Here is a 12,565-nt window from a genome sequence, read left to right as displayed (position 1 = left end):
GGTGCTCCTCCAGCCGTTCCGGGGCCTACTCACCCGGCTTGATGAGGTATCCCGCCCCGCGCCGGGTGTGGATCATCGGGGTGCGCCCCGCGTCGATCTTCTTGCGCAGGTAGGAGATGTACAGCTCGACGACGTTGGCCTGACCGCCGAAGTCGTAGTTCCAGACCCGGTCCAGGATCTGTGCCTTGCTGAGCACCCGGCGCGGATTGCGCATCAGGAAGCGCAGCAGCTCGAACTCGGTCGCCGTGAGGTGGATCGAGTCGTCGCCCCGGCTCACCTCGTGGCTGTCCTCGTCCAGCACCAGGTCGCCCACGACGAGCGTCGACTCGCTGCGGACCGAGGCGGTGCCGGAGCGGCGGATCAGCCCGCGCAGCCGGGCCACGACCTCCTCCAGGCTGAACGGCTTGGTGACGTAGTCGTCGCCGCCCGCCGTGAGCCCGGCGATCCGGTCCTCCACCGAGTCCCGCGCGGTCAGGAACAGCACGGGCACGTCGTTGAGCTCACGCCGGAGCCTGCCCAGCACGGCCAGCCCGTCCATGTCGGGGAGCATCACATCGAGGATCACCGCGTCGGGGCGGAAGTCGCGCGCCGTACGGACGGCACCCGCGCCGTCACCGGCGCTGCGCACCTCCCACCCCTCGTAGCGCAGGGCCATGGAGAGCAGCTCGGCCAGCGGGGCCTCGTCGTCCACGACCAGCACGCGGACGGGATTGCGGTCGGGCCTGAGCAGTTCTGTACGCCCCTGGGGCGAGGTCGTGGTCATGGCTCAAGCCTGTGAGACAGCCGTGAGAGAGAGCTTTCGCCCACCTGTGAATTTCCTGAGAAACGGTGCGGCGGGCTACCGGAACAGCTCGCTCGCGTTCCCGTGGCAGACCGCCCGCAGCCAGTCGTCGCCCAGCCCCAGCCGCTCCAGGGCGTGCAGCTGGTGGACGTACGGATACGGAATGTTCGGGAAGTCCGTGCCGAGCAGGATCCGGTCCCCCAGATCGGCGAGGCGCCCGTGGAGCCCGGGCGGGAACGGGGTGAAGCCCTCCGTGAAGTCCGTGAACGCCATGGTCGTGTCCAGGCGCACACCGGGGTACTCCGCCGCGAGCGCCAGGAACTCCGCGTACTCCGGCATCCCCATGTGCGCCACCACCAGCTTCAGCCGGGGGTGCCGGGACAGCAGCCTGCCGATGGGCCCCGGCCCCGTGTACGCCCCGGGCGCCGGCCCGGACCCGCAGTGCGTCACCACCGGGACGCCGGCCTCCGCCAGCAGCCCCCACACCGGCTCCAGCAGGGGGTCGTTGGGATCGTAGGCGCCCACCTGGAGGTGCGACTTGAAGACGCGCGCCCCCGCCTCGACGGCCTCGCGCACATAGCTCCCCGCGCTCTCCTCCGGGAAGAACGTCGCGGTGTGCAGGCAGTCCGGCACCCGCGCGGCGAAGTCCGCCGCCCAGCCGTTCAGCCAGGCCGCCATGCCCGCCTTGTGCGGATAGAGCATCGAGGTGAACCGCAGCACCCCGAACGAGCGCAGCAGCGCGAGGCGTTCGTCCTCGTCCCGCCGGTAGGTGATCGGCCACTCCAGCCCGGTCAGCGGGCCCGCCGAGTCGAAGTAGGCCCACACCTTGCTGAGCACCCGCTCCGGCATGAAGTGCGTGTGGACGTCGATGATCCCGGGCAGCCCGAGCCCCCGCCAGAACCGCACCACGTCCTCACGGTCACGGTCATCGATGCTCATCCGCCCCACCTGCCTCGTACGTCACCGGAACGATCCCCGGCGACGATCTCAGAACAGGCCGTCCTGCACCCCACCGGCCCCCAGGGCCACGACCGGCACGCTGATCCCCGCCCGCGCGTCGGCCCCCACCAGGTCCCAGCCGGTGACGAGCCGCGTGTCCAGCACGACGATCCCCTCACCCGCGGTCTCCAGGTGCAGATCGGGCCCGGCCGCGGCGACCAGCCGCCCGGCCACCACCCCGCCGTCCACCAGCCCGGTCACCACCCGCGCCGCCGCTCCCGCGCCGTCCAGGCCGAACACCCCGGCGTGGTCGACCGGCTCGAACGGCAGCCGCTCCAGCGCCTCCGGCCACCCGGCACCCTCCAGGGCGGCGGCCCGCCCGTACAGCCCCTCGATCTCGGCGGCCCGTTCCGCCGCCCCCGGCAGCTCGGCCCGCGCCGCGCGCTTACGGGCGTACGGGATGCGGTCGGGCACCCCGAGCGCCGAGCGCAGCAGCTCCTCCGTGCGCCGCGCGGCCATCAGGGGGCCGCGCCCCAGCCAGCTGAACACCACGGCTCCCTGCTCCCGCAGCCGCGCGGCGCCCCGCGCCTCCCCGGTGATCCCGACCTTGACCATGCCCGGCCCGAACCAGGCCAGATAGACGCGGTACGGACGCGGGTCGTCGGCGATCGTGTCGGCGGCCACCGAGTGCGCCCGGTCCAGCCGCGCGCACTCCGCGCACCGCGCCCCGGTGCTCCGTACCGGCACCACGGCCCCGAGCGGGCACGGGTTGCCGCGCGCCCCCACGCAGTGCCGCTCCCCCTCGGCCCGGAACCCGAGCTCCTTCCCGTACGCTAGAACGCTCACCCGTCCCGGCCCGCCCCCGTCGCCCCGCGCCCACCCGAGCGCGGGCCCGTCGTGGGGCCAGCGCAGCCCGGTGCACCGCCAGCCGCTCATGCCACCCCTCTCTCGCGTACGTGCCCAGAGTAGGTTTCCGGAGGAACGCGCAGGAGGTCAGCGGCGTGGACGAACCCTCCCGCCCGGCCTCCGACGCGTACGTACGCCGACACGATGGTTCCCGTCCCTGCCCTGCGGTCTGCCCCACGTTCTGCCCCACGGACGGCCGCTCGGCCGGACGCGCGGGCTAGGATCCGGTCCATGGCGCTGACCATGAACGACATGGACCGGTTCGAGGCCTTCATGCCCCGCCTGGAGGCCATCGCCTACCGGCTCCTGGGCTCGGCGAGCGATGCGGAGGACGCCGTGCAGGACACGTTCCTGCGCTGGCAGGCCGCCGACATCGAACGCATCGAGGTCCCCGAGGCCTGGTTGACGAAGGTCCTCACCAACCTGTGTCTCAACCAGCTCACCTCGGCGCGCGCCCGGCGCGAGACCTATGTCGGCCAGTGGCTGCCCGAACCCCTCCTCGCCGGGGACCCGATGCTCGGCCCCGCCGACACCGCCGAGCAGCGCGAATCCGTCTCGTACGCCGTCCTCCGCCTCATGGAACGCCTCTCCCCCAACGAGCGGGTGGTGTACGTGCTGCGGGAGGCCTTCGACTACCCGCACCGGCGGATCGCGGAAATCCTCGACATCACCGAGGCCGCCTGCCAGCAGATCTTCCACCGCGCGAAGAAGCGCGTCGCGGACGGCAAGGCCCGCGCCGACATCGACGAGGCCGCCGCCCGGCGGATCGTCGAGGAGTTCCTCGCGGCCGCCACCAGCGGCCGGACCGAGCCGCTCGTGCGGCTGCTCACCGACGACGCCCTCTCCATCGGCGACGGCGGCGGAAAGGTTCCGGCCCGCGCCAAGGCGTTCGAGGGCGCCCTCGCGGTCGCGACGTTCATGCGGGGCCTGTTCAAGCCCGGCAAGGCCAAGCGCGCCATCGCCGGCGGATCCGCCCAGGTGTACGCGACGACCGCCAACAACGCCCCCGCCGTGGTGGCGGTCGTCGACGGCCGGATCATCGGCGTCATGTGCCTCCAGGTCACCGGCGAGGGCATCGCCACGATCCTCAACCAGGTCAATCCCGACAAGCTCGAACGCGCGACGGCGCGGTGGGCGGCCTCCGACCACGGAGAACCCCTGTTCACCGCCTTCTGACCCCCCCCCCGCCATGTGACCTGCTTCACATCTCCCACCTGTCAGGAAAGGCGGGGCTGCCCGGTTCAAGGGGTGAAACCGCGCGAGACAGGAGCAGGGAAATGAAGCACCGCATCATCGTCCTTGGAGCCGGCTACACCGGAGCCTCCGCCGCCGGCCGCCTCGCCAGGCGACTGCGCCGCGAGGACGTCGCCATCACCCTCGTCACCGCCGAGCCCGACTTCGTCGAGCGCGTCAGGATGCACCAGCTGGCGACCGGCCAGGACCTCAGGCCCCGGCCCTTCGCCGAGATGTTCGCGGGCACCGGCGTCGAGCTGAGGCTCGCGCGGGTCACCGGGGTCGACGTCGACCGCAGGACGGTGGCCGTCCGGGCCGCCGAGGCGGACGGCCCGGAGGCACTGGAGTACGACACCCTCGTGTACGCCCTCGGCAGCGGCTGGAACAGCCAGGGCGTCCCCGGCACCGACGAGCACGCGTACGAGATCGCCGGCCGCCCCGGGGCGCTCCGGCTGCGCGAGCGCCTGGCCGGCCTGGGCGCCGGAGCGCCCGTGGTCGTCATCGGCGGCGGGCTCACCGGCCTGGAGGCGGCCACCGAGATCGCCGAGACCCGCCCGGACCTCGACGTCGCACTCGCCGTCCGCGGCGAGCTCGGCGCCACGCTCTCGCCCAAGGGGCGGCAACACCTGCGGAAGGTCCTCGCGCATCTCGGCGTCACGGTGCACGAGCACTCCGCAGTCACCGCCGTGGAAGCGGACCACGTCACCACCGCCGACGGCACGTCCGTCCCGTCGGCGGCCACGGTGTGGACCACGGGCTTCGCGGTCCACCCGATCGCGAGGGCCACCGCCCTGGACGTCTCCGACACCGGCCAGATCGTGGTCGACGGAGCCATGCGCTCGGTCTCGCACCCCGACGTGTACGCGATCGGCGACGCGGCCCTGGTCCAGGGCCCCGGCGACAAGCCCCTGCGGATGTCGTGCGCCTCGGGCATCCCCACCGCCTGGCAGGCCGCCGACTCGATCGCGGCCACCCTGACCGGCACAAAGCCCCCGACGGTGCCGCTGCGCTACTTCAACCAGTGCATCTCGCTCGGCCGCAGGGAAGGCCTGATCCAGTACGTCACGGCCGACGACCGGGCAGTCCGAGCAGCCCTGACCGGCCGCCTGGCCGCGCTCTACAAGGAACTGGTCTGCAAGGGCGCGGCCTGGGGCGTGGCCAACCCGACATTCGGACTCCCGTCCAAGCGCCGCCCGGTCGTCCAGGCCCGCACTCCGTCCCCCGCACCGGCCGCGGAGTCAGCCTGACCGCCCGCCGCCTGCCGGGCCCGGTCACCGCCGAGCGCAGTTGACCGGGCCGGCTCGACGTCCCGCCCTCACCCCGCTATTCGCCCACCCCCAAGAACTCCGCCAACGGCCGTAGTCCAAGCGGGTGGTTGGGCAGCGCCCAGAGGTCACGCACGATGGCCACGGCCAGCGTGTGGTGCTGCATCCACGTCGGTGCCACACAGCGCAGGGACTCCAGGGTCTTCACCGCTCCGGCCGCATCCCCGATGTCGGTATGGGCCCGGGCCACGTCCAGCAGCAGCCACGTCCGCCAGGAAGGCAGTGTGTCCTTGCTCAGCCGCATCCCCTTGGCCAGCGCCAAAGCCTCCTGCGGGTGGCCGTACTGGACGGCCAGCCGGACACGTTCGATACGGACCGACGACGGGCTGAAGACACTGACCATGCGGTTGTCGCCGTGATCGGGCAGCTTCGCGACGCGGGCGGCCTCCTTCTCAGCCGTCTCCATCATCGCCGCCGCCCGCTCGTAGTCGCCGCTCCGGGCGGCGGACGTGGCGGCGCTCATGGTCAGCGCACCCCATACCTTCAGCCCGTCGGCCGCGCCGGTACGGCCTTCGTCCGCCATACCGTCGGCGGTGCGGAGCGCGATGCTCAACGCGTCATCCAGACGCCCCTGCCGCTGGTAGGTCCACGCAGTGGAGTTGACGATCATCGGCAGGAGCAGCGGATCGGAGGACTGCCTCGCAGCCTCTACGGCCCGTTCCAGACTGATGAGAGCGAGATCGGTCTTGCCCATGCGCACGGCAACGTGCCCGGCGAGCTGAAGTGCCTTGCCCAGAGCGGCAAACCCGGCCTTACGGTCGGCCTCGTCGTCCGAGGCGGCGGCCCGACGCGCATCCGGGATCAGCTCCGGCAGCGCCTTCATCACCGAGTCGAACTCGGCGGAGTGGTACCGGGTCCAGCCGTCCGCGATCCGCTCGCGCAGAAGGTCCAACGAGAAGTCAGGGCCCGGCGGCTCCGGGTCCGGCCCCCACAGCGCCGGCATGATGGCGCGACGCACCGCTACGAAGCGCGGCCCGTCGCTCTCCCCGGTGGAGGCCACGGCGGGCGGGTCACCCAGAAGCGTGGTCAGCTCCACGCCAAGGCCGTTCGCCAACGCGTGGAGTGTGGGCAGGCGGGCCGAACGCTTCCGCCCCTGTTCGAGCTGACGAATCACATCGACGGACACATCGGACCGCTCAGCCAGCTCTTCCTGCGTGAGGGAGCCCAGCCGACGCAAACGGCGCAGGGTCCGTCCCAGGTCATCATGTGCCACGCCGCCACGGTACGGCTGCCACGACCGGGACTCAGCGCCGAGCGAGCTAGGTACGCCCAGGGCGCACCCAGGTGAACTCGTACAACAGCACCTCGTCCACGAGGCGGTTCGTGTACAGACGGCGGGTGTCCCGCTCCCCGAGGTTCTCCAGGGCAACGAGCACCAGGCTCGGGTCGCTCGCAGCAGCCGAACGTAACTGGACGACCTCCCCGCGCGTCAGCCCATCAACGCCGTCCACCGGCACCCCGCCTCCCGCAGCCTCGGCCGACAACTCCCGCTCCTCGGTCACGGCGCGCCGGAACGCCTCCGGCGGCTCGGTGCCCCCGTGCCCCTCGGGTACCTCCCGGTCACGCGCCAGAACCGCGGTGATCCAGGCCGCCGGGCGGCTCGGCCGCCACCCCACGGCCGAGCCGCAGAGCTCAGCCGCGATGGCGCGGGCATCAAGGCCCCGGTCGATGAGCGGCCGCAGGGCGTACGCGAGGCGACGCAGCCCCTCGCACTGCGTCCAGGCGACGAGCGGTCGCACCTGCCGGGCGACGGCGATGTCACGGGCGACCTGGAGTGGAGACCGCCTCCGCCCGCGATCGGCTGTCGCGCGCCCGCGCGAGGTGTAGTTCAACTTCCCACTCACATCAACGGTGCGTAGGTCGTGATGGGGCCCGGAAGAATGGGGCGCACGCTCGCCTGAACTGCGCTTCCCTCCAGTCGAGTTATCCACAGGCCGAGGCCTCTGCTGTACAGATTCCACCGCACGGTCCCGGCCCGCATCCGTCACCCCGCACACCCGCGCCCCGTGCCCGGCGCCCTCCAGACGGTGGCCCATCGCCGAGTCGTACGCGGGCGGGATCGTGGCGGCGTAGATCGTCGCTATGCCCGCGTACCGGCGGCCGGGCAGGTGCAGGTTCCGTTTGGTCCCGTGCCGCTGCCACACCAGCGCGCCCAGCTCCCGTAACACCCGGACGTGCCGCTTCACCGTCGCTGCCGACACCCCGCATCGGACAGCGGTGCCCTCCAGGTCGTACAGCACGAAACCGAGCCGGTAGTCCATCCGCCCGGCCAGATCGCGCACGACGGCCAGCGTCGTCGCCCCGGCACGTGGGTGCAGGCCCGCCTCGACGAGCCACACCACCGCCCGCAGCCACACATGCGGCTGGGCGCGGCGGGAGGCTGTCGCGTCGAGCTCCTGAAAGGCGCGAGGAACGGGGATCCATGCCGGATCCGGGCATGACGAAGAAGCGCAGCACGAAGCCGCGCCGGTGGGGTGGCGCATCACAGTCCGTGGGGTGTGGGGCGGCCGGCAAGGCCGCAGGGATCACAGAAGAAGAGGCCGTTCCGGACGGCTCAGGGCGTGGGTGCGGTCACTACGCGCGCACGGGCCAAACGATCGAACGCGAACCCTTCTCGTCAGGGTGAAGCTCGGATCGGCGGAGTGATGACCCGCCGGTCACTACGGCCGGGCGGCGGTCTCCACACCGCCCGGCCGTCTGCTACTCGACGGGGGCGTCGGTGCTCTTCTTCGGCCGGTTCTTCCCGGACCCGGAATAGCCCCGCTCGATGTCCTGCACAGTGCCAATCGAGACCCCCAGGCTTTCGGCGATCTCTCGGTACGTCACCTTCTGCGACCGCAGGTGCAGCACGACCCTCCGGCGGTGCTCCTTCAGCCTCTTGGTGCGCTCGGTCTGATCTCTGAGCAGGCGGCTGATGATCTGCGCCTTCTCTAGCGAGTCCTCCATCGACTCGACGGCGTCCAGGGCATCGAAGACACGTTGCACCTCCTCCCTCTCGGCCAGCCCATCGCCCTCTGTCTCGGCCATCCCGTTCCTTCGAATCGGGCGTGCCGCTTGACGTGCATTATGGGGGTCCCATAAATTGGCCGTCAAGTGGCATCGCCACCAGCAACAGAAAGGCCCCGGCTCGGAGTTCGCACCTCCACATGGCCGGGGCCAGTCAGAACCCTGAGATCACCAGGAGACCGACCATGCACCATCCTTCCACCCCGGACTCCCCGCCCGACAGGCGGCTCATCACGCTGCCGCCGATCACGGAGCTGTCCTCGCAGCAGCAGCGAGGCGTGCACTGCGTCTTCTGCGGTACGACCCTGCACACCGGGGCGGTACGCGACCTCGGCTCGCAACTGATCGAGGCGCACGGATCGGTGGTCCGCTGGTTTCCCCGCAGCTGCCTGTCCTGCCCGAAGGAACGGGAATGCCGCTGATATGCGACCGCTGCGGCCGGCCGATCACCGCAGGGGACAAGGAGCGCGTACTGACCCACGGCGCCTCGCCGGCGGGCGGCGCGGTCACTGTCCACAAGGCAATCTGCACCCGGGCACGGTCATGTCGGGCTCTGACCGGCGGATCGAACCTGCGATCCTCTGATCCGTAGCTCCAGCGTGATCAGTCAGTGACGGCCGTACAAGCCGCCGAGCAGGCCCGGAGGAACGCTACTGTGCGGCCTCTGGATGCTGTGCCGCGAGATCCAAACGGGGGCCATGGAACGGCGTGTGCTGGTGCTGGAACCGCTGTTGACCGGTGACGACGAGCCGTCTGTGAGAGCTCTGGCCACCCTCCGCAGCGGCGCCACCTACTGGGTGGCAGACCAGGCACAACCCGTAAGCCAGCATGCCGGAGTCTTCACGCACCGACTTCAGCGGATGCGGATGCACGGATTCGAACCCCTTGGGCTGGAAAGAGCAGTGCAGCTCATCCGTGAACATGGCCAGCCCGTACGCACAGGGCTGATTGATGCAGTTGACCGGACATGGACCACCCTGCTCTTCCTCACCGAGGACGGCAGCGCACTAGTAGCCTGCGCGGGCTGGCCGCTGGTTGCCAGGAAGCCACCGCTTCACATGGCCGTCAGGAGCGACGCCGACGGGGGGTAGCCATCCAAGTCCTCGGAATGTCATCGTTCCAGCCGCTCCCTGGCTCGAAGGTTGCTGCTCGGCAGCCCCGGCTCCGATCCGAACTGTGCAGCCACCGTTCCGCATCTCGCGAATCCGTCTGGATGGCCTGACCACACTTCGCGCACTCATCCCGATCGGGCTCACTTTCCGCCATGGCCAGAGTGGCTTTCTCCTGAGCTTCGCTGGCCAATTGGTCAAGTAGCCGCAAGACTTCACGACCGGTGAGGCCAGACTCTTCCTCGAGAGCTCTTTTGACGGCGCGCACCATGGTGTCCGCTTGCTCAGACCTCACGGTTTCCATGATCGCGTACAGACGTTCATCCATTACAGCCCCCCGGCATGCGCTCGAAGTACAGCGACAACGTACAGCGGCCGCCGCAACTGACGGGGTCTCACGCTGATTTCTACGAACCGTGCCGCAGCATGGATGCCCTGAGTGACCGATCTTAGACGCTCTACCGCATGGCCCTCCGAATCCGCCGTGTCCAGCGGATCGGGGACCGGAAAGCCGCAGACAAAGTCTGGCAGGACGAGCACGGCCTAGTCTTCACCACCAAGTACGGCACTCCGATCAAGCTGGGGAACCTCGCTCGATTGTTTGCGCTCCGGGCTCGCCATGCCGGCCTCCGGGTCATCCATCTACGGAACACCTGGCACACGTGAAGTTCGCTGCTGATCGCGCTCAAGGTGCTCCAAAGAACGATCAGCGGATCCTTCGGCACTCGACAGATCGCCATGACGATGAAGGTCTACGCCGAAGCCAGCGAGGAAGAAGTACGCGACGCGATCGGCAAGCTGTCCGACGCGACGGGCGGTACCGGCTGAGCCGCCCCAAGCCGCGTCGATGTGTGGAAGACCCACAGGATCACCCCCCGGCTCGCCTAGGCCGATGAGGCGCCGACGGTCAACACGTAGTCCACGTCGACGGAGAAGTCGCCTGACTGCCCCTGGATCTTCAGTGAGTGCGCGCCAGGAGCCAAGGATGGAAGCTGCACCCAAAGGCCGCACCCTATAGCTGAGAAGCGCCCTTCCTCCCCGGTGACCTGATTGTCCTGGGCGCCTTCCACCATGATCGAGTCAGCTTCGTAGGTCTCCGGTTTCACCGGCTTACCGTCGAGTGCCACGGTCCCTTGCGCGTTCTCCATGAACGCCGCACAGCTCTGGTCGTCTCCGACAAGATTGATGACAGGAACAGCGATCGGACGGCCGTTGGGAATTTCGCACGCCCGTACAGCCCGACCGCCGTGGGTGCCGGCCAGGAACCACACGTCGGGCGGTTGATTGCGTCCGCACATGCTCCCGTCCGTGTCAGCGACAGGGCTGGTCGCCTCGGGCTCGGAGGCAGCCCATGTCCACCATCGGCCCTGGAGCTCCGCGGAAGGGATGCTTCCGTTCTCCGCCACCGGTGCAGTACTCGTCGATGCTGCTCCCTCCGTCTCACCCGAGCCTCGCGCTGCCCGCGTCCCACACCCCGCCATGGCTGCCAGCACTATCGCTGTCAGGCCCACTGCCCCAACCCTGAACCACATACAGCCCCCTCCGGCCGCACGCCGCCGGCTCGGCACCACAGCCGACGCGACATGAGCGGACACCCTATCCACGGGTTGGACCAGGCTGCTTCGAGCCCGTTGCTGTACTTCGCTGCTGTACGGACAACGCCAGAGGCCCCCAGGATTTCTCCTGGGGGCCTCTCGCTTGCTGTGCACTCGGCAGGATTCGAACCTGCAACCTTCTGATCCGTAGTCAGATGCTCTATCCGTTAAGCTACGAGTGCGTGTCCTTGGCCTGAGCCTCGGTCCCGCCTCCCGGGCTTTTCTGCCCTGTCGGCGTTGCGAGAACAACATTACATGACCTGCGCCGTGACGCGAAATCCATTACCCAGACAGCCACTGACCTGCGGAAACAGCGTTCTGGGGCAGCTTTCCGTGGCCAGGAACGACCGAAGCCCCGTGCCTGGGGCACGGGGCTTCGGGTTGCTGCGGAGGCGGAGGGATTTGAACCCTCGATGGGCTTTAAGACCCAAACCGCATTAGCAGTGCGGCGCCATAGACCGGACTAGGCGACGCCTCCAGCACACCCCGCGCAAGCGCGGGTGGTGCGTGCAGATGATGACACAGACGAGCGCGGTGTCACCAATCGCCGCCCACGGTACTAGGCAGGTGGGCGGCGAGGCAAAGCGCCCTGCGGGGGTGTCCGTCCAGGGTTCGGGGCCCGGGGTCCAGGTCCGGAGCCCGCGCCGCCATCGGTCAGATGTTCGGGGGGACTCTTCCGGTCGGCCCAGCCCGAGTTGCGCAACGTGCGGGCGTAAGGAGCGTTAGAGAGGACGAGGGCTCCGCCCTCCGTCCGTCACCCCCGTGTGCCCGGCCCGCGCCTCCACCCCGGCGCGTACCGGAGCAGGCCCGGCGCGCTCCTGGGCGCGCCAGAACAACAGGAGCCCCGCATGCTGCGCCGTCTCACCCTCACCGCCGCCGCTTCCCTGGCCGTGCTGTCCGCCGCCGCGCCCGCCGCCACGGCCGTGTCCCCTCTCGTACCGCTGCCCCCGCTCCCCGTGCTCCAGGGGGACTGGCCGACGGCGCGGGACACCACGACCCGGCTCACCGTGACGGTCTCGGAGTCCGGCAACCCGGCGGCCGACGGCGTCTTCGAGCTGGAGTGCGACCCGGCCGGCGGCAGCCACCCCGCCGCGCAGCGCGCCTGCGACCTGCTGGACGAGGCCGCCGAGGCGGGGGACAACCCGTTCGTCGCCACCGACCGCAACGCCATGTGCACCCAGCAAGCCGGCGGGCCGGCCGCCGCCCGGGTCCAGGGCACCTGGCAGGGGGAGGACGTCGACGCGCGCTTCAGCCGGGCCAACGGCTGCGAGATCTCGCGCTGGAACAGCCTCGTGCCCGTACTGCCCTCCGCGCGGTAGCCGGTCGGGCTCCACCGGGTAGCTGGTTCGGCCCAGCGACGTAGCCGGTTCGGCGGGGCGTGCGCCGGGGTCTTCGGCAGGGTCCGACGGCGCGCACCGGGGCGCGAAAGGGGCGCCCCGGACGCCTTGCCGACCCGGTTCCGGCGCCGTACAGGGCGGCCCCCGGCGTCCGACCGGGGCACATCCGTGCACGTCAGAGGGGGCGCACGCCGTCACGGCACAGGCCACCGGCGTACACCGTGTGCACAGAACCTTGGTGAGAGCTCCCCCTCATCCGCCGCCCGTCACGCGCTCCCTGCCTTTAGACTCCTCCAGTGACAGCCTGAGGCCCGAGGGGCAGGATGGGGCCCGC

At 70.3% G+C, this 12,565-nt stretch carries 11 protein-coding genes, 2 tRNA genes and 1 pseudogene; 5 read left to right on the top strand and 9 right to left on the bottom strand.

Annotation, left to right across the window (positions count from 1 at the left end; all coding sequences use genetic code 11):
- Positions 1 to 25: 25 nt before the first annotated feature.
- From ACZ607_RS32885 to ACZ607_RS32875, 3 genes are all read right to left on the bottom strand, one after another.
- Positions 26 to 763 carry a response regulator transcription factor gene (locus tag ACZ607_RS32885; RefSeq protein ID WP_404000845.1) on the bottom strand — a complete coding sequence of 246 codons (738 nt, stop codon included), beginning with the start codon at positions 761 to 763 and terminating at the stop codon, positions 26 to 28.
- Positions 764 to 838: 75 nt separating this feature from the next.
- The gene (locus tag ACZ607_RS32880) at positions 839 to 1,720 is read right to left on the bottom strand and encodes an amidohydrolase family protein (RefSeq protein WP_469741104.1); all 882 of its coding nucleotides are present in this window, start codon (positions 1,718 to 1,720) and stop codon (positions 839 to 841) included.
- A 48-nt stretch (positions 1,721 to 1,768) separates the two neighbouring features.
- Entirely contained in the window at positions 1,769 to 2,656 is an 888-nt protein-coding gene (locus ACZ607_RS32875; RefSeq protein ID WP_469741102.1) for a DUF2797 domain-containing protein, read from the bottom strand.
- Positions 2,657 to 2,857: 201 nt separating this feature from the next.
- Between ACZ607_RS32875 and ACZ607_RS32870 the strand changes: the two genes are divergently transcribed.
- Positions 2,858 to 3,802 carry an RNA polymerase sigma-70 factor gene (locus ACZ607_RS32870; RefSeq protein WP_469741099.1) on the top strand — a complete coding sequence of 315 codons (945 nt, stop codon included), beginning with the start codon at positions 2,858 to 2,860 and terminating at the stop codon, positions 3,800 to 3,802.
- A gap of 101 nt (positions 3,803 to 3,903) precedes the next feature.
- Complete coding sequence (locus ACZ607_RS32865) at positions 3,904 to 5,106, top strand: NAD(P)/FAD-dependent oxidoreductase (protein ID WP_469741096.1); 1,203 nt, start codon at positions 3,904 to 3,906, stop codon at positions 5,104 to 5,106.
- A 76-nt stretch (positions 5,107 to 5,182) separates the two neighbouring features.
- Here the strand turns inward: ACZ607_RS32865 and ACZ607_RS32860 are convergent, their stop codons facing one another.
- The 3 genes from ACZ607_RS32860 to ACZ607_RS32850 all read right to left on the bottom strand — a co-directional run bounded on the left by ACZ607_RS32860 (position 5,183) and on the right by ACZ607_RS32850 (position 8,211).
- Positions 5,183 to 6,397 (bottom strand): helix-turn-helix domain-containing protein, encoded by a 1,215-nt coding sequence (locus ACZ607_RS32860; protein WP_469741091.1) that lies wholly within the window; start codon positions 6,395 to 6,397, stop codon positions 5,183 to 5,185.
- A gap of 46 nt (positions 6,398 to 6,443) precedes the next feature.
- Entirely contained in the window at positions 6,444 to 7,526 is a 1,083-nt protein-coding gene (locus ACZ607_RS32855; protein ID WP_469741088.1) for a cell wall protein, read from the bottom strand.
- A 358-nt stretch (positions 7,527 to 7,884) separates the two neighbouring features.
- Positions 7,885 to 8,211 carry a helix-turn-helix domain-containing protein gene (locus tag ACZ607_RS32850; RefSeq protein ID WP_469741086.1) on the bottom strand — a complete coding sequence of 109 codons (327 nt, stop codon included), beginning with the start codon at positions 8,209 to 8,211 and terminating at the stop codon, positions 7,885 to 7,887.
- A gap of 164 nt (positions 8,212 to 8,375) precedes the next feature.
- On the opposite strand from ACZ607_RS32850, the gene ACZ607_RS32845 reads away from it, so the two are divergent.
- A complete protein-coding gene (locus tag ACZ607_RS32845) occupies positions 8,376 to 8,612 on the top strand; it encodes a hypothetical protein (RefSeq protein ID WP_469741083.1) in 237 nt (78 codons plus the stop codon).
- Positions 8,613 to 9,767: 1,155 nt separating this feature from the next.
- A pseudogene (locus ACZ607_RS32840) lies at positions 9,768 to 10,127 on the top strand (site-specific integrase); the annotation flags it as partial.
- 56 nt (positions 10,128 to 10,183) lie between these two features.
- Here the strand turns inward: ACZ607_RS32840 and ACZ607_RS32835 are convergent.
- The 3 genes from ACZ607_RS32835 to ACZ607_RS32825 all read right to left on the bottom strand — a co-directional run bounded on the left by ACZ607_RS32835 (position 10,184) and on the right by ACZ607_RS32825 (position 11,372).
- Complete coding sequence (locus ACZ607_RS32835) at positions 10,184 to 10,597, bottom strand: signal protein (protein ID WP_469741079.1); 414 nt, start codon at positions 10,595 to 10,597, stop codon at positions 10,184 to 10,186.
- Between the two features lie 406 nt (positions 10,598 to 11,003).
- Positions 11,004 to 11,076: transfer RNA gene (locus tag ACZ607_RS32830), tRNA-Arg, on the bottom strand.
- A gap of 205 nt (positions 11,077 to 11,281) precedes the next feature.
- Positions 11,282 to 11,372, bottom strand: a tRNA-Ser gene (locus ACZ607_RS32825).
- Between the two features lie 370 nt (positions 11,373 to 11,742).
- On the opposite strand from ACZ607_RS32825, the gene ACZ607_RS32820 reads away from it, so the two are divergent.
- Positions 11,743 to 12,213 carry an SSI family serine proteinase inhibitor gene (locus ACZ607_RS32820; protein ID WP_099173191.1) on the top strand — a complete coding sequence of 157 codons (471 nt, stop codon included), beginning with the start codon at positions 11,743 to 11,745 and terminating at the stop codon, positions 12,211 to 12,213.
- Positions 12,214 to 12,565: the final 352 nt, after the last annotated feature.

This window comes from Streptomyces sp. NPDC104381 (assembly GCF_055583745.1).
The sequence above is the reverse complement of the archived record's forward strand: the minus strand, read 5'-3'. Positions and strand labels throughout refer to the sequence as shown.